Source organism: Halorubrum halophilum, from assembly GCF_000739595.1.
Taxonomy (GTDB): domain Archaea; phylum Halobacteriota; class Halobacteria; order Halobacteriales; family Haloferacaceae; genus Halorubrum; species Halorubrum halophilum.
In genome coordinates this window covers 45,086-60,460 of record NZ_BBJP01000027.1, presented here as the reverse complement: position 1 = coordinate 60,460, position 15,375 = coordinate 45,086, and the positions used below count along the sequence as shown (strand labels likewise).

At 69.2% G+C, this 15,375-nt stretch carries 16 protein-coding genes; 7 read left to right on the top strand and 9 right to left on the bottom strand.

Going from position 1 to position 15,375, the window contains the following annotated elements:
- The 3 genes from hisE to ACP96_RS09635 all read right to left on the bottom strand — a co-directional run bounded on the left by hisE (position 1) and on the right by ACP96_RS09635 (position 1,213).
- Positions 1-351, bottom strand: coding sequence for a phosphoribosyl-ATP diphosphatase (gene hisE / locus ACP96_RS09645; protein ID WP_050033155.1), 351 nt, complete (start codon positions 349-351; stop codon positions 1-3).
- Positions 348-941, bottom strand: a complete 594-nt coding sequence (gene pdxT / locus ACP96_RS09640; protein WP_050025753.1) for a pyridoxal 5'-phosphate synthase glutaminase subunit PdxT — start codon at positions 939-941, stop codon at positions 348-350. Before pdxT ends, hisE begins: the two co-directional genes overlap by 4 nt.
- Positions 942-1,048: 107 nt before the next feature.
- A complete protein-coding gene (locus ACP96_RS09635) occupies positions 1,049-1,213 on the bottom strand; it encodes a preprotein translocase subunit Sec61beta (protein ID WP_050025751.1) in 165 nt (54 codons plus the stop codon).
- 160 nt (positions 1,214-1,373) lie between these two features.
- Here ACP96_RS09635 and ACP96_RS09630 point away from each other — a divergent pair, with 160 nt between their 5' ends.
- The 3 genes from ACP96_RS09630 to cysS all read left to right on the top strand — a co-directional run bounded on the left by ACP96_RS09630 (position 1,374) and on the right by cysS (position 3,565).
- Positions 1,374-1,643, top strand: coding sequence for a thioredoxin family protein (locus tag ACP96_RS09630; protein ID WP_050033154.1), 270 nt, complete (start codon positions 1,374-1,376; stop codon positions 1,641-1,643).
- Between the two features lie 111 nt (positions 1,644-1,754).
- Positions 1,755-1,904 (top strand): 50S ribosomal protein L40e, encoded by a 150-nt coding sequence (locus tag ACP96_RS09625; RefSeq protein WP_004049145.1) that lies wholly within the window; start codon positions 1,755-1,757, stop codon positions 1,902-1,904.
- Positions 1,905-2,068: 164 nt separating this feature from the next.
- Positions 2,069-3,565, top strand: a complete 1,497-nt coding sequence (gene cysS, locus ACP96_RS09620; protein WP_050033153.1) for a cysteine--tRNA ligase — start codon at positions 2,069-2,071, stop codon at positions 3,563-3,565.
- A 517-nt stretch (positions 3,566-4,082) separates the two neighbouring features.
- Here cysS and pheA read toward each other — a convergent pair.
- The 3 genes from pheA to ACP96_RS09605 all read right to left on the bottom strand — a co-directional run bounded on the left by pheA (position 4,083) and on the right by ACP96_RS09605 (position 6,549).
- A complete protein-coding gene (pheA, locus tag ACP96_RS09615; protein ID WP_050033152.1) occupies positions 4,083-4,889 on the bottom strand; it encodes a prephenate dehydratase in 807 nt (268 codons plus the stop codon).
- Between the two features lie 111 nt (positions 4,890-5,000).
- Positions 5,001-5,816 carry a hypothetical protein gene (locus ACP96_RS09610; RefSeq protein WP_050033151.1) on the bottom strand — a complete coding sequence of 272 codons (816 nt, stop codon included), beginning with the start codon at positions 5,814-5,816 and terminating at the stop codon, positions 5,001-5,003.
- A gap of 190 nt (positions 5,817-6,006) precedes the next feature.
- Positions 6,007-6,549 (bottom strand): DUF7523 family protein, encoded by a 543-nt coding sequence (locus tag ACP96_RS09605; RefSeq protein ID WP_050033150.1) that lies wholly within the window; start codon positions 6,547-6,549, stop codon positions 6,007-6,009.
- Positions 6,550-6,677: 128 nt separating this feature from the next.
- Between ACP96_RS09605 and ACP96_RS09600 the strand changes: the two genes are divergently transcribed.
- Together ACP96_RS09600 and ACP96_RS09595 are read left to right on the top strand one after the other, a co-directional pair.
- Positions 6,678-7,547, top strand: a complete 870-nt coding sequence (locus ACP96_RS09600) for a CbiX/SirB N-terminal domain-containing protein (RefSeq protein WP_050033149.1) — start codon at positions 6,678-6,680, stop codon at positions 7,545-7,547.
- A 2-nt stretch (positions 7,548-7,549) separates the two neighbouring features.
- Entirely contained in the window at positions 7,550-8,770 is a 1,221-nt protein-coding gene (locus ACP96_RS09595) for a DR2241 family protein (protein WP_050033148.1), read from the top strand.
- A 22-nt stretch (positions 8,771-8,792) separates the two neighbouring features.
- Here the strand turns inward: ACP96_RS09595 and ACP96_RS09590 are convergent, their stop codons facing one another.
- A complete protein-coding gene (locus ACP96_RS09590; protein ID WP_050033147.1) occupies positions 8,793-10,283 on the bottom strand; it encodes an aldehyde dehydrogenase family protein in 1,491 nt (496 codons plus the stop codon).
- Between the two features lie 183 nt (positions 10,284-10,466).
- Here ACP96_RS09590 and ACP96_RS09585 point away from each other — a divergent pair, with 183 nt between their 5' ends.
- Together ACP96_RS09585 and ACP96_RS09580 are read left to right on the top strand one after the other, a co-directional pair.
- Positions 10,467-13,061, top strand: coding sequence for a DNA topoisomerase I (locus tag ACP96_RS09585; protein WP_050033146.1), 2,595 nt, complete (start codon positions 10,467-10,469; stop codon positions 13,059-13,061).
- 69 nt (positions 13,062-13,130) lie between these two features.
- Positions 13,131-14,549, top strand: a complete 1,419-nt coding sequence (locus ACP96_RS09580) for a sensor histidine kinase (protein ID WP_050033145.1) — start codon at positions 13,131-13,133, stop codon at positions 14,547-14,549.
- A gap of 36 nt (positions 14,550-14,585) precedes the next feature.
- Here ACP96_RS09580 and ACP96_RS09575 read toward each other — a convergent pair whose 3' ends face one another.
- Both ACP96_RS09575 and ACP96_RS09570 read right to left on the bottom strand, forming a co-directional pair.
- Positions 14,586-14,993 (bottom strand): DUF192 domain-containing protein, encoded by a 408-nt coding sequence (locus tag ACP96_RS09575; RefSeq protein WP_050033144.1) that lies wholly within the window; start codon positions 14,991-14,993, stop codon positions 14,586-14,588.
- 94 nt (positions 14,994-15,087) lie between these two features.
- A complete protein-coding gene (locus tag ACP96_RS09570; RefSeq protein ID WP_050024840.1) occupies positions 15,088-15,342 on the bottom strand; it encodes a glutathione S-transferase N-terminal domain-containing protein in 255 nt (84 codons plus the stop codon).
- Positions 15,343-15,375: the final 33 nt, after the last annotated feature.

The window sequence follows — 15,375 nt, the reverse complement described above, 5'->3', positions numbered from 1 at the left end:
CTAAAAGCGCTCTCGCAGTTCTTCGCGGAGGTCGTCGAGGTCGAGGTCCTTCATCGCGAGCAACACCAGCAGGTGGTAGACGAGGTCGGCGCTCTCGTAAGTGAGTTCGTCGAGGTCGTCGTCTTTCGCCGCGAGGATCGTCTCCGTGGACTCCTCACCGATCTTCTCTAAGACGGCGTTCTCGCCCTTCTCGTGGGTGAACAGCGAGGCGGTGTACGAGCCCTCGGGCAGCTCCGCCTTGCGCGACTCGATGGTGGCGAACAGCTCGTCGAGGACGGCCTCCGGGGGGACCTCCGGACTTTCGTGGCTTTCGCCGCCCGCGCTTTCGCCGCCTGCGTCCGGATCGCTCACGCGATCACCTCCCGCCCGGGGAAGAAGGCAAGGTCGTGGATCCGCGGGTCGTCGGTGAGCTCCGGGTGGAACGCGGTGGCGACGACGGGGCCGTCCCGGACCGCGACCGGGCGACCGTCGACGGTCGCGAGCGTCTCGACGCTCTCGCCAATCTCGTCGATGAGCGGCGCGCGGATGAATACGGCGTGGAACGGGTCGTCGAGTCCGTTTACCGGGACCTTCGCCTCGAAGGAGTCCTTCTGCCTGCCGAACGCGTTGCGGTCGACGGAGGCGTCGACGAGCCCGAGCGCGTCGACTCGATCGTCCTTCGCGTCCTGCGAACAGACGATGAGCCCGGCGCAGGTGGCCAACACGGGCTTCCCGTTCGCGACGTGTTCGCGGATCTCCTGGTCGATCCCCTCCCGGCCGATCAGCCGCGAGATGGTCGTCGACTCCCCGCCGGGCATGAGGAGCACGTCGCAGTCGGGAACGATCCCCGCCTCCCGGACCTCGACCACTTCCGCGGGCTCGCCGTGGGCGGCCGCGGCGTGCTCGACGGCGGCGGCGTGTTCGGCCACGTCCCCCTGGACGGCGATGACGCCTGCTTGCATGGGAGTCGGTCGGTGGGGGACGGGCAAAAAGGGCGCGTTACGGAGTCGGGAAGCGGGACGCTGGCGAAAGCGGGAGGGCGGCGAGCGGAAGATCCGGGGCGATCGATCTACGCGACGGTCAGCGAGAGGATCTGCACGAACACGCCGAAGAGGACGCAGAACGCGAGGACGGTCTTCGGGTCGATCGTGATCGCGTCCCGGTCCTCCGTGTCGAAGTAGCGGACGAGGCCCGCGCTGGACATCAGTCCGCCGGAGTTGGAACCACTGCTCATGTCCGTTCGTGCGTCTCGCGCCGTTCTAAACGTTTCGTTCGGTGCTCGACGTGGAGCCCCCTCGAAGCGTCGACTCCGAGAGCGACCGCCGCGGTTCGAGTCAGAGCGTGCACAAGTGGGAAACCCTTATGCGCCGCCCGGCGGTAGGTTGCGCCGGATAATGACTGTTCGACTGCTGGATTTTCACGCTGACTGGTGCGGCCCGTGTAAGACGCAGGACCCGATTCTGGAGGAGATCCAGGAGGACCTCGGCGACGCCTTCGAGCTGCAGAAGGTGAACGTCGACGAGGAGCAGGACGTCGCCAACCAGTACCAGGTGCGCTCGCTCCCGACCCTCATCGTCGAGAACGACGACGGCGTCGTCGACCGGTTCGTCGGCGTCACCCAGCGCGAGGACATCGAGGCCGCGCTCTCCGAAGCGGGCGCGTAACGGCCCGAGTCGCGTCCTTCTGAGAGAACGGGTGCGCAGGGCGCTCAGCGGGGACCGACCCGACCCGCCGCGTCTCGCAACCTTTTACAGCGTCGGCCCGACAGTATTCGTATGGCCAGTTTCGACGCCGCGGAACGCCGCAACCTCGACCGACACATCTGCATGCGCTGTAACGCCCGCAACTCCCCGGACGCGGACCGCTGCCGCAAGTGCGGCTACACTAAGCTCCGGCCGAAGGCGAAGGAACGCCGCGCGGCCTAGATAGATCGCCGATCGGCCCTTCGTTTCTCCTGCAGATCACTCCCGCAGAGCGACCGGTTCGAACGATCGGAACGGCCAGTGCGTGAACCCGACAGTCGAAAACGGGCGGCTTCGGTCTGCCCGATCCGACGGGTTAAAACTCTCACCGTAGCAACGCCACGGTAATGAGCCTCGTCGTTACCGACACCCTGGAAGACGAGCGCGTCGAGTTCACGGCCGACGGCGACGTTACGCTGTACGTCTGCGGCCTGACGGTGTCGGACGATCCCCACCTCGGACACGCCCGCCTGTGGTTCCACGCCGACGTGCTCCACCGGTGGCTCGACCACGTCGGCTACGACGTGCGCCACGTCGAGAACGTCACCGACGTGAACGAGAAGATCACGGCCCGCGTCGGCGAGCGCGACGACTGGGCGGCCGAGCGCGACGTGGCCGAGACGTTCACCGCGACCACCTTCGACGCGATGCGGGGGCTGAACCTGAAACGCGCCGAAGTGTACCCCCGCGTCACCGAGCACGTCCCGGAGATCCGCGAGCTCGTCGAGACGCTGATCGAGAAGGGGTACGCCTACGAGTCGAACGGCTCCGTCTACTTCGACGTGACCGCGTTCGACGACTACGGGAAGCTCTCGAACCAGAACGTCGAGGACCTAGAGGCGCAGGGCGAACCGGACGAGCGGTCGGAGAAGCGAAACCCGTCGGACTTCGCGCTGTGGAAGGCCGACGGCGTGAGCGAGGCCGCCGCGCGCGAACACGCGAAACACGACCACGGCGCGGAGACGCCCTCGGGCGAGACGTGGGAGTCCCCGTGGAGCGAGGGACGCCCCGGCTGGCACGTCGAGTGCTCGGCGATGTCGACGACCCATCTCGGCGACACGCTCGACATCCACATGGGCGGGCGCGACCTGGTCTTCCCGCACCACGAGAACGAGATCGCGCAGTCGGAGGCGGCCACCGGCGAGACGTTCGCGCGCCACTGGCTCCACGTCGGCCTGCTGGAGATGGAGGGCGAGAAGATGTCCTCCTCGATCGGCAACTTCTGGACCGTCCCGGACGCCCTCGACGAACTCGGTGTCAACGTCGTCCGGACCTTCTACGCCGGGGCCGCCTACCGCTCCGAGCAGGCGCTCACCGAGGAGACGATCGCGGAGGCCGAGGAGCGCTGGGAGCGCCTCTCGCGGACCTACGACCGCGCGGTCGAGGCGCTGGACTCCACCGAAGCCCGCGCGAAGGCCGAGGACGCGGAGCTCCGCGCGGCGGTCGAGACCGCCCGCGGGGACTTCGCGGCCGCGATGAACGACGACCTGAACCTCCGGGAGGCGACCGCGGCGCTCCTGGACCTCACCGACGCGGTGAACCGGCACATCGACGGCGCGGACGACGACGACGGGGCTTCGGACGCCTACGACTACCGCGCCCTCCGCGAGGCGGTCGAGGCGTTCGACGACCTCGCCGGCGACGTGCTCGGGCTCCAGTTCGAGTCGGCAACCGACGGCGACGTAGACCTGGCCGGCGAGCTGATCGAACTCGTGTTAGACGTGCGGGAGGCCGAGCGCGAGGCGGGCAACTACGAGCGCGCCGACGACCTGCGGGACGCGCTTCAGGAGGTCGGCGTCGAGATCGAGGACGGCCCGGACGGCGCGACGTACCGGTTCGAGTAGGACGGAAGCGCGTGTTTCACCGGCAGGGTCGTCGATGTGGTGATAGTAGCGGAAATCGCGGCCGCTCGCTTATAAACAGTTACTGACGGATCACCGGAGAGCACCGCCAAAGCCCCAGCCGCTTACTTATAAATAGCTGACAACGGATCCACCACGAACACCGCCAAAGCCCCAGTCGCGAGGCGGGCGCACACTCGTTGCGCGCTTCAGTCGCTCGCGGTGCTCGCCCCTTCCAGTGCTTACGTCGTCTGCGCCCGCCTCGCGGCTGCCCCTTTGAGTCCCACCCGCCCGCGACCGCACCGCAGCCTCACACCTCCCCAACCTCGTCGGCCTCCCTCCGCTTCGCTCCGGTCGGCCGACTCCCTCGCACGCGCTCCTCGCGGCCGCCGGTGGCGGCCGCTCGGAGGCGCGCGCCACCGCACCGCCGCGTTCATTTATAAATAGTCGTCTTCGTCGGATCCGGTCATTTAAATATCGGATCGGCGGCGTCGAATCGTAATCTCCCGAAGTCGAACCCTCAGTTGAGCACGTGCTCCGTATCGTACGACCCGAGCACTTTGACCCAGCCCTTGTCGGCGATCGCCTCGATGTCCTCGACCGCCTTCGCCATGTGGTCCTCGTAGAGCCCGGCGTCGACGTCGAAGTGGAACAGGTAGTCGCCGAGGCGCTCGCCGCTCGGTCGCGACTCGATCCGTGAGAGGTTGAGGTTGCGGTCGGCGAACGCCTCCAGCAGTTCCAGGAGGAGACCGGGGTAGTTCGCGTTCGGGTAGACGATCAGGGTCGTCTTCCCGCCGGCGTCGGAGCGGTCGGACTCGGGCCCCACGACGAGGAAGCGCGTGGCGTTGGAGGTGCGGTCCTGGATGTCCTCGGCGAGGATTTCGAGGTCGTCGCCGGCGTTGTCCGGGTGCCCGATACCGGCGATGCGAGCGTCCTCGCGGGCGCGCTCGACCCCGCGGGCGGTGGAGGCGACCGCTTCGAGGCCCGCGTCGGGGTAGTTGGCCTCCAGCCAGTTGCGACACTGCGCGAGCGCCTGCGAGTGGCTGGCGACGACGTCGAACTCCGACCCCTGCGCGAGGAGGGCGTGACGGATCGGGGTGACGACCTCGCGGGTGACCGCGACGTCGTAGTCGGCCAGCGCGTCGAGGCTCTCCGTGACGGAGCCCTCGATGCTGTTCTCGATGGGGACGACTCCCCGCTCGAACTCGCCGGCCGCGACGGCGTCGACGATGGCGGTGACCGACTCGCGGAACGACACCTCGGCGGCGACGGCCCGCGCCGCACGGTGCGAGTACGTGCCGGCGGGACCGAGCGTGACGGCGTTCATCGACTGCACGTATCAGACCGCGTTAGAAAAGCGTGCGGGGTCGGGCAAACGCTCCGAGGGGTCCCGGTCCGTCGTCGACCCCTCTGGGGCGACGGCGGCGCGCGAAGCGGGTCACGCGACGAACGTCGGTTCGACGAGAAACTCCCGCTTGGCCGTCCGGACCTCGGGACCGTCCGACACCAAGCAGGGCGTGGTGACGGTGTCGTCGAAGCGGTCGGGGTCCGGCGTGAGCGGCCCGAGGTACTCCGAAAACACCGGGCCGCGCCTGCCGGTGATGTGGACGAACCCGCCGTACCGTCGGTCTTCGATCGGCGTCGTGTCCGGGTCGGGAAACGCGTCGCGGATGCAGCCGACGTTCTCGCGAATGTACGCGGCGGCCTCCCGCTGTGAGTACTGACACTCCGCGTGGTATCGCTCTCGATGGCGGTCGCTGAGGTCCGTGTCGTCGTGGTGTGGCGACTCGTACCGGACCGCGTCCGACGTGATCTCGCCGACGGCAAAGCTCAGGTTCACCGTGAAACAGTTCGGATATCGCAGTATCGCCAGAAAGAATATCTCTTCGTCGACCGTATACCGCTCCTGCAGACGGTAGTAACACTCCAAGTAGTACACCGCGAGCGCACCGACCCAGTCGTCCCGTTCGCCGCGAACGTACGCGTCCGCGACCTCATCGTAGTCGTCACCGGCGAGCTGCTGGAGGCGGTGTTTGAAGCTCCGACCTATTTCGTCGAGTTCGTCTCTGTACGCCTCGGTAAGCGGAACGTCCGGATCGGCGAGCAGTTCGCTCTTGCGGACGCCGGCGTCTGCGATCCGGCGCATGTTCTCGTGAAGCGTGCGTTCGTCCTCCGCGTTCGCGATCGGAAGCCGGACCCCCTGCTGATAGAGGACGGCTGCGGCGTCTTCCAATCGCTTTCGCCGCGTATTCATCTGTCACCGCTTCGCGAGCCGGTGTTATTACGTTGACTGTTTCCGGTGTTTGTCAGCGGCTTCGACTCAGCCCGCGGGTCTCGAATTGCCCGTAGTACCGCCGAGATAGGCTATCACGGCGATTCGGATCGGGCTGTTGTCCGTCTAGTCGGGACTCTATCAAACATTATTCTGCTGTCACGTATGCGTGTCACTCCTCGTCCGGGACCGCCGCCAGCGCCGCCTCCGCGACCCGGACCGCGGTCGCGCCGTCGCGCCGCTCCACGACGACGACGAGCGTCTCCCCGGCGACGCCCGCGGCCGCGACCGCGACGTCGGCGGCCGCAAGTCGGCGGAGGACCGCCGCCAGCGCCGCGGCACCGACAGCGCCGGTCGCGAGGATCGCTGTGTCGCGTCCCTCCGGGACGACCGCCGCGCCGCCGACGCGGAGGAGGGGGTCGGTGGCGGTGTCGGCGGCGGAACCGCCCTCCGGGACCTCCACCACTCCCACCCCGCTCCGCATCGACACGCTGGCCGCGCGGTCGGCGGTCGCGTAGTCTGGCAGCTCCTCACGGAACCGGCGGAGCGCGGTCGCGATCGCGTCTGTGTCGGCGTCTCCCTCGCCGTCTCCGAGGCCGGCCTCGTCGGCCAGCCACGCGGCGGCGGCGCTGTGGTTGAGGACGCCGGCGCGGAGCGCGTCGAGGACGAAGGGGCGCGCCCGGGCGGCCTCGCGGGTCTCGGCTGCGAGCGACATGGGCGGACCTGCGGCGCGGGGCGGCATGGCGGTTTCGGTCGGGGGCTCGGAAGCGAGAGACGAGCGTCGGTTTCCCACGGCCTCGCACGTGCCGAAGTCCCTAAGAGCGGCGCGCCCCCAGCGTGTGTATGCAGTCGCTCGTCATCGTCGCACACGGCTCACACCTCAATCCGGGGTCGAGCGCGCCGACGTACGACCACGCGGACACCATCCGCGCCACCGGCGCCTTCGACGAGGTGAAGACCGGCTTTTGGAAGGAGGAACCGCACTTCCGCGAGGTGCTCCGAACCGTCGAGGGCGACGAGATATACGTCGTCCCGCTGTTCATCTCCGAGGGCTACTTCACCGAGCAGGTGATCCCCCGCGAACTCCGGCTCGACGGCTGGGACGTGTCCGAGTGGGACTCCGACGGCCTCTCGGCCGATCAGGCGAGTCTCGTCGCCGAGGACATCGACCGCGAGATCCACTACTGCGGCCCGGTGGGGACCCACCGCGCGATGACCGACGTGATCGTCCGGCGCGCGGAGTCGGTCACCGGCGACCCCGACGTGGGGGAAGAGTTCGGGCTCGCTGTCGTCGGTCACGGCACCGAGCGCAACGAGAACAGCGCGAAGGCGATCGAGTACCACGCCGACCGGATCGCCGAGCGCGACCGCTTCGACGAGGTGCGGGCGCTCTACATGGACGAGGACCCCGAGGTCGACGACCTCCCCGAATACTTCGAGAGCGACGACGTCGTTCTCGTCCCCCTGTTCATCGCTGACGGCTACCACACGCAGGAGGACATCCCGGAGGACGTGGGCCTCTGCGAGGATCACACCGAGGGGTACGACGTGCCCACCGAGGTGGACGGCACCCGGATCTGGTACGCTGGCGCCGTGGGCACCGAGCCCCTGATGGCCGACGTGCTCTTGGAGCGCGCCGCCGACGCCGGCGCCGACCTCGGGACCGCGCTCGACGACGTACGCGAGACGACCCGCGTCGCCACGGGGGACTGACCGTGGCGGAACCAGCCTCCGACCCGGCCGACTCGGCGCGGGACGGCGACCCCGAAGTCCCCGACATCGACCTCCCGAGCGACGCCTTCGACGCGGTGCTCGACGCGCTCGCCGGCCGCGATCCCGGCGAGCCGCTCCGGTTCGAGGGGTTCAGCGTCGGGCGTGACGACGCCGGCGAGGATAGCGACGACGGCGACGCGGCGGGCGAGTACCGCCTCGATCCCGCCGACGGCGACCGCCGGACCGGCCTGAGCGAGCGCGATCTCCACGAGGCGCTCGACGACCGTGCTCCCACCGTCACCGACTGGTACGCCTTCGAGCGCGTCGTCGGCGAGTTCGGCCCGCGCCGCGCGTTCCTGCGCTGGCTGGAGGACGCCGACGGCGCGACGGTAGCGACCCGGTACGCCGCGCTTGCCGAGGGGATCGAACGCGCGTGGGGCGAACTGCGGATTACGGCCACGATCACCGACCGCGGCGAGCGCCGGTACGACGTGCGCCACGCCGACGACGCCGGCGTCCCGGTCGACGACCTCGACGCGTACGACGACCCCCTCGACGCCCGGGAGCTCGTCAAGCTCGACGAGAAGGGGCGGTACCGCCCCCTCAAGACCGCGCCGTCGCTCGCGGGCGGATGGGTCTTCCCCGACCTCGGCGCACGGGACGCCTACGAGCTGGTCGAGACAATCTACCCCGCGACGGTCGCCAACTGGCACCGTGAGCGCGAGGGCGAGCTCGACGTGACCCACTGGCGCGAGACGATGGAGCGTCAGTCCGGCATCTACGGCGTCGTGAAGACGTGGGACCGCGGCGAGGGCCACGAACACGTCAACTGGGTCGCTGAGGCGTGCTGCGACGACTCCCAGTGTCTGAAGCGTCGGGAGTGGCAGTACGACGACGAGACGGACCTCGACGTCGACGGCGGCGACGGGGTCTTCCCCTGCCGCGAGCCCTGCTCGGTCGTCGTGAGCGCGGCGCGCAAGTGGACCCGACTGGAGAGCGAGCAGCCCCGGACCTACGAGTTCGACCTGACGCCGAGCGAGAAGGAGCAGGTGGAAGCGATCATCGACGCGGTCGCCGACGGTCAAATCGACGAGATCCGCGAGGCGGACACGAAGGAGGGAGCGAACCGCTACCGGACCCGATTCCTGCGCGCCAAGCTGTTCGACGAGGACGGAAATCTCGGCGGCGTGCCGACCGAGTCGGACGAGGAAGACGAGGAGTAGCGGAGAGGCCGCTTTCACGCCCTCAGAACGGGTACTCGCGCGGCTCGTGCTGGACCGAGATCCACTTCGTCTCCGTGATCTCCTGCAGGAACGCGTCGCTGTTGTACTCGCCCACGCCCGAGGCGCCGACGCCGCTGAACGGGACGTGCGCCTCGTCGTTGATCGGCTGGTCGTTGATGTGGACGTTCCCGGTCTCCATGCGGCCGGCGATCTCCTTGGCGACGGAGAGGTCGCCGGCGTGGACGGCCCCGGAGAGCCCGTACTCGGTGTCGTTGGCGATCTCGACCGCCTCGTCCACGTCCGAGAACGGGATGACGGGCGCGATGGGGCCGAAGTGCTCGTTGCACGCCGCGGCCATGTCGTTGGTGACGCCCGAGAGGACGGTCGGACGCACAATGAGGGAGTCGTCGACGCCGTCGAGGTCGGCGGTCTCGCCGCCAGTTTCGAGGGTTGCACCGGCGTCGACGGTCTCCTCGACGTATCCTAACATCTCGTCGCGCTGCGACTCGTCGATGATGGGGCCGACGACCGTGTCGGGCTCGTGGGCGCTGCCGACGGCGAGCTCCTCGGCGCGCTTGGTCAGCTTCTCAACGTACTCGTCGTAAATGTCCTCGTGGACGACGTGACGGTTGATTGAGATACACACCTGTCCCTGGTGGACGAAGGAGCCGAATGTCGCGGCGTCGACGGCGCGGTCGACGTCGGCGTCGCTCGCGACGACGTGGGCGTTGTTGCCGCCGAGCTCCATCGCGGCCACGGCGAGGTTCTCGCCCGCGAGGCCGGCGACGTGCTTGCCGACCGACGTGGAGCCGGTGAAGGAGACCACGTCGCTCTCGGGGTGACTGGCGACGCGGTCGCCGATCTCGGAGCCGCGGCCGGTGACGACGTTGAGCACGCCCTCGGGGAGATCGGTCTCCTCGAAGAGCTTCGCGAACAGCAGCCCGCCCGTGATCGGGGAGTTCGTCGAGGGCTTGAGGACGACGCTGTTCCCGGCGGCGATGGCGGGCAGGACAGCCCGTGCGCTCAGGTTCAGCGGGAAGTTCCACGGGGATATCACCGTCACCACGCCCTTCGGCCCGCGCTCAACGATGTTCTCTTTGCCGGGGATGTTCGACTCGGCGTGCTCGCCTTTCATCCGGCGGGGAAGCGTCGCGGCCTCGCCCGCGTGGTCGGAGGCGATCTGGACCGAGGTCTCGCCCATGATCGCCGAGCCGCCGATCTCGTGGGCCAGCAGGTCGGCGACGGCCTCGTCGTGCTCTCTGAGGGCCTGCAGGAACTGCTGGATCACCGCCGAGCGCTGCGCCGGTGGGGCCTCCGCCCACTCCTCTTGGGCGGCGGCCGCGGCCTCGTAGGCGTCGTCGACGTCGCCCTCGGTCGCGCTCGGCACCTCGGCGACGACCTCGCGCGTCGAGGGGTCCTCGACGGCGATGGTCTCGTCGTCACCGGCGGCGACCCACTCGCCGTCGATGTACTGCGCGCTCCAGTCGGCGTCGATGGACAGGTCGGTTGACATCTGTGTGTTACCAAACGGTAGAAATAGGGATAAGGCGGCCGATAGGAGTGGTATCGCCCGGATCACAGCTCGGCGACAGATCCTCGGTAGCGGGGCGACGGCGTCGCTCGCCGGTGGACTCGCGCGTGCGTGCGATCAGGCATCGCGAAAGCTTTAGACGGGAGAGCGGCCTACCTCGGGGTAATGAGTCGCGGCCCCGAGCTGATAATTACGGAGAAGGACAACGCGGCGCGCCGCATCGCCGAGATCCTGAGCGGCGAGTCCGCGACGACGGAGCGGCAGAACGACGTGAACGTCTACAAGTGGGGCGGCAAGCGCTGTATCGGCCTCTCGGGCCACGTCGTTGGGGTCGACTTCCCCGCCGAGTACAACGACTGGCGCGACGTGGAACCCGTCGAGCTGATCGACGCGCCGGTCACCAAAGAGCCCACGCAGGAAGGGATCGTCGCGGCCCTCCGCAAGCTCGCGCGCAACGCCTCCCGGGTCGTGATCGCGACCGACTACGACCGCGAGGGCGAGCTGATCGGCAAGGAGGCGTACGAACTGGTGCGCGAGGTGAACGATGACGCCCCCATCGACCGCGTCCGCTTCTCCTCGATCACCGACAACGAGGTGACCGAGGCGTTCGCGAACCCCGACGAGCTCGACTTCGATCTGGCGGCCGCCGGCGAGGCCCGACAGGTGATCGACCTGACGTGGGGCGCGGCGCTCACCCGGTTCCTCTCGCTTTCCGCCCGCCAGCTCGGCGACGACTTCATCTCGGTCGGTCGGGTGCAGGGGCCGACCCTCAAGCTGATCGTCGACCGCGAGCGCGAGATACAGGCGTTCGACCCTGAGGCCTACTGGGAGCTGTACGGGAACCTGACCAAGTCCGGCGGCGACCCCTTCGAGGCGCGCTACTTCTACCTGAACGACGAGGGCAACGAGGCCGAGCGCGTCTGGGACGGCGACGTGGCCGAAATCTTGACGGACGCCCTCGACGCGGCCGGCGAGGCGGTCGTCGACGACGTGCGCCGCCGCACCCGCACCGACGACCCGCCGACACCCTTCAACACCACGGCGTTCATCCGCGCCGCGGGCTCGCTCGGCCACTCCGCGCAACGCGCGATGTCGCTCGCGGAGGACCTGTACACCGCCGGCTACGTCACGTACCCGCGGACGGACAATACGGTGTACCCCGAGGATCTCGACCCCGAAGAGCTGATCGAGGAGCTCTCGGCGGCCTCGACGTTCGGGAAAGACGCGAAGAGCCTCCTCGAACAGGAGGAGATAGAGCCGACCGAGGGCGACGAGGAGACGACCGACCACCCGCCGATCCACCCGACCGGAGAGCTTCCCGCCGCCTCGGACCTCTCGGAGGACGAGTGGGAGGTGTACGAGCTGATCGTCCGGCGCTTCCTCGCGACCTGCGCCGAGCCCGCAACGTGGGAGCGGCTCCGCGTCGTCGCGCTCGCGAACGGCGAGGCGACCGCGATCGCCGAGGGCGCCGACGGGCTGGCGGCCCTGCGCGACCCAGAGGAGGCGAGCGGTCCCGGCGACCTCGCCGCCGACGGCGGGCTCCGGCTGAAGGCGAACGGGAAGCGCCTGCTGGAGGCCGGCTACCACGACGTCTACCCCTACCGCTCCAGCGACGAGCGGATCGTCCCCGACGTCGAGGTCGGCGAGACGCTCGCGCTCACCGACCGGCGGACGGACGCGAAGGAGACCCAGCCGCCCCGCCGGTACGGCCAGTCCCGGCTCATCGAGGAGATGGAGAAGCGCGGCGTCGGCACGAAGGCGACCCGCCACCGCACCCTCGAAAAGCTGTACGACCGCAACTACATCGAGAGCGACCCGCCGCGGCCCACCCGGCTCGCGGAGGCGGTCGTCGAGGCCGCCGAGGAGTTCGCCGAGCACATCGTGAGCGAGGAGATGACCGCCCAACTGGAGCGGGACATGCAGGCGATCGCCGCCGGCGAGAAGGAGTACGAGGAGGTGACCGAGGAGTCCCGTGAGCTGCTCGACCGCGTGTTCGAGGACCTCACCGAGTCGCGCGAGGCGGTCGGCGACCACCTCCAGAAGTCGCTGAAGGCAGACAAGACGCTCGGCCCCTGCCCCGAGTGCGGCGAGGACCTCCTCGTCCGGAAGTCCCGACAGGGGTCGTACTTCGTCGGCTGCGACGGCTACCCCGACTGCGAGTACACCCTGCCGCTCCCCTCGACCGGGAAGCCGCTCATCCTCGACGAGACCTGCGAGGAGCACGACCTCCGACAGGTGAAGATGCTCGCGGGTCGGAAGACGTTCGTCCACGGCTGCCCGCAGTGCAAGGCTGACGAAGCGGACGAGCAGGAGGACGAGGTTATCGGTGTTTGTCCGGAGTGTGGCGAAGAGCACGGGGGAGAGCTGGCCATCAAACGGCTCCGCTCCGGCTCCCGGCTCGTCGGCTGCACGCGCTACCCCGACTGCGACTACTCGCTCCCGCTCCCCCGACGGGGCGAGATCGAAATCACCGACGAGACCTGCGAGGAGCACGGCCTCCCGCACCTCCGGGTCCACTCCGGCGACGAGCCGTGGGAGCTCGGCTGCCCCATCTGCAACTACCGGGAGTTCACCGCCCGGCAGGAGGGCTCGGAGCTCCAGACCGTCGAGGGGATCGGCGAGAAGACCGCGGAGAAGCTGCAGGACGCCGGCGTCGACGGCGTCGACGACCTCAAGTCGGTCGATCCGGACGATCTGGCGGCCGACGTCGACGGCGTGGGCGCGGACACGGTCCGCGACTGGCAGGCGAAGGCGGACTGAACGCTCGCCCCGCGGTCGAGAAACCTTCCTCGCTGTTTATAAGTTCTGAGCCCGTCAGCCGGAGTATGGATGGATCGTGACGACGAGTCGACACCCCGCGTCGTGCGGGCGTTCGTCGAGGCGGTTCCGACCCCGGCGTTAGCCTGCGATCTCGGGTCTCACGCGATCCGGGCGGCGAACGCGCCGGCGGCCGCGCTGCTCGGACAGGACCGCGGGACCCTGACGCTGATGGGGCTCACGGACCTCGGCGAGACCGACGAGACGGTCGACGGCGAGCCGGTGGCCGCAGCCGTCGACGAGGCGATCGATCGAGAGGGGGTGACCGAGTTCGAGTGGGAGACCGGCGGAGAGCGGGGACGCCGCCGCCTCTCGGTGTCGCTCCACGCGACGACGATCGCCGACGAGCGGTGGCTGATCGTCGGGCTGACCGACGTGACCGACCGCGTCACCGCCGAGGAGGATCTCCGCTCACAGCTCCGCGTCGTCGAGGCCGTCGCCTCGACGGTGCCGGCCGCGCTGTTTCAGTGTTCCGCGGACGGGACGCTCGCGCGCTGGAACGACCGGCTCGCCGCGGCCGCCGAACGCGGCGGCGAGGAGCTGTCGGGGACCGACCTGACGGCGCTGTTCGACGACGAGACCCGCGACGCCGTCGCCGAGGCGCTCCGCCGCGTGTACCGCGAGCGCGAGCCGGCCGACTGCGAGGCGACGCTGCTGACGCGGTCCGGGGAGCGCGTCCCCTACCGGCTGGCGCTGGGGCCGATCGTCGAGGGCGACAAGGTCGTCGGCGCGGTCGGCGTCGGCGAGGACCGCACGGAGGCGTCGATCCGCGAGGAGCGGCTCGCCGTCCTGACCCGGGTGCTCCGGCACAACTTCCGGAACGACCTCAACGTGGTGACCGGGTTCACGGAGCGAGCGATCGAGACGGTCGAGGACCCGGAACTGGCAACGGAGCTCGAACGCGTCGTCGACACCGCCGAGCGCCTGCTCCGCGTGGGCGAGACCTCCCGACGCGTCGAGAGATTGCTCGCTGACCGGCCCGCGCCCACCCGGCTCGACCTCGCCGACGCGGTCGACGAGGCGCTGGGCTCGCTGCCACCGGAGCTCCGCGAGGGCGCCGACATCGAGGTCGACGTGCCCGAGGGGATCGCGGTGTCGGCGATCGGCTACCTCGCGGAGGCGATCGCGGAGCTCGTCGACAACGCGATCCGCCACAGCCACGCCGAGCGCCCGCGGGTCGAGATCACGGCCGCCGAGCTCCCGAGCGAGTCGTGGGCGTCGCTCGTCGTCGCCGACGACGGGCCGGGGATCCCGCCCGCCGAGCGCGCGGTGCTCACCGGCGAGGAGACGCCGCTGGAGCACGCCAGCGGGCTCGGTCTCTGGTACGTCAACTGGATCGTCAGCGCCGGCGGCGGGAGCTTCGACATCAGCTCCGCGTCGACCGGCGGGACGCGGATCGAGATGGAACTCCGGACGCCGGCCGGGGAGTGACGGGAGGCGGCGCGAGCGGAGCCGAGGACGATCGGATCAGTCGACGAGCCGGACCTCGTCGCCGACCGCGACCTCGTCGGCCGCGCCGGCCGGGAGCTCGATCACGGTGTCCGCGCGGCCGCGGCCCAGCCCGACGAACGGGGCGAGCCGCTTCGTCTTCTGCACCTCGCCGTCGACGAGCCACAGCGCGTCGATCGCGAAGGGCACGAACAGCATGTGGAGCCACTGCGTGTCCGGGGAGTCGAAAGGGAACACGAGGGCGTAGTCGTCGGGGATCGACCGCCGGAACATCAGCCCGCGACCCTGTTCGAGCGTCGAGCGCGCCACGTCGACGTCGCTGGCGAGGAGCGTCGAGGAATCGTCGCCGGCGGGCGAGTCGCCGTCGCGATCGGACGAGTCGGAGTCGGCCGACGCGCGTCGGTGAACGAGTCGCACGCCCGGCACGTGGCGAGCGCCGGATAAATAGCCCCGCGATCGCCGGTGGCGATGCCGTCGGCGGACGTCGGCGCCGCGTCTGAGGCGGTTCCGGACGAACCGCTTAGCTCGCGTTTCCGTACGTCTCTTCGAGGTACTCGACGATGTCGTCGCTCTCGGGCATCGCGTCGATACCGTGTTCCTCGTCGACGAGGACCGGGACGCCGGTCTGCCCGGAGATCTCCTCCACTTCGGTGCGCTCGTCGTGCGAGCGCGGCACCATCACTGACTCGTACTCCAAGTCGAGGTCGGCGAGCTTGGTCTTCACTTTCGCGCAGTACGGGCACCCTTCTAGTTCGTAGAGCGTTAGGTTCGTCATCACCGTCAGGTAGGGGACAGAAGCGTAAAGAAG

What these genes read in the sequence shown, in the direction of transcription:
- pdxT (WP_050025753.1), bottom strand. Translation starts at nt 941, where the DNA reads ATGCAAGCAGGCGTCATCGCCGTCCAGGGGGACGTGGCCGAACACGCC.
- ACP96_RS09635 (WP_050025751.1), bottom strand. Translation starts at nt 1,213, where the DNA reads ATGAGCAGTGGTTCCAACTCCGGCGGACTGATGTCCAGCGCGGGCCTC.
- ACP96_RS09630 (WP_050033154.1), top strand. Translation starts at nt 1,374, where the DNA reads ATGACTGTTCGACTGCTGGATTTTCACGCTGACTGGTGCGGCCCGTGT.
- ACP96_RS09625 (WP_004049145.1), top strand. Translation starts at nt 1,755, where the DNA reads ATGGCCAGTTTCGACGCCGCGGAACGCCGCAACCTCGACCGACACATC.
- cysS (WP_050033153.1), top strand. Translation starts at nt 2,069, where the DNA reads ATGAGCCTCGTCGTTACCGACACCCTGGAAGACGAGCGCGTCGAGTTC.
- pheA (WP_050033152.1), bottom strand. Translation starts at nt 4,889, where the DNA reads ATGAACGCCGTCACGCTCGGTCCCGCCGGCACGTACTCGCACCGTGCG.
- ACP96_RS09610 (WP_050033151.1), bottom strand. Translation starts at nt 5,816, where the DNA reads ATGAATACGCGGCGAAAGCGATTGGAAGACGCCGCAGCCGTCCTCTAT.
- ACP96_RS09605 (WP_050033150.1), bottom strand. Translation starts at nt 6,549, where the DNA reads ATGTCGCTCGCAGCCGAGACCCGCGAGGCCGCCCGGGCGCGCCCCTTC.
- ACP96_RS09600 (WP_050033149.1), top strand. Translation starts at nt 6,678, where the DNA reads ATGCAGTCGCTCGTCATCGTCGCACACGGCTCACACCTCAATCCGGGG.
- ACP96_RS09590 (WP_050033147.1), bottom strand. Translation starts at nt 10,283, where the DNA reads ATGTCAACCGACCTGTCCATCGACGCCGACTGGAGCGCGCAGTACATC.
- ACP96_RS09585 (WP_050033146.1), top strand. Translation starts at nt 10,467, where the DNA reads ATGAGTCGCGGCCCCGAGCTGATAATTACGGAGAAGGACAACGCGGCG.
- ACP96_RS09580 (WP_050033145.1), top strand. Translation starts at nt 13,131, where the DNA reads ATGGATCGTGACGACGAGTCGACACCCCGCGTCGTGCGGGCGTTCGTC.
- ACP96_RS09570 (WP_050024840.1), bottom strand. Translation starts at nt 15,342, where the DNA reads ATGACGAACCTAACGCTCTACGAACTAGAAGGGTGCCCGTACTGCGCG.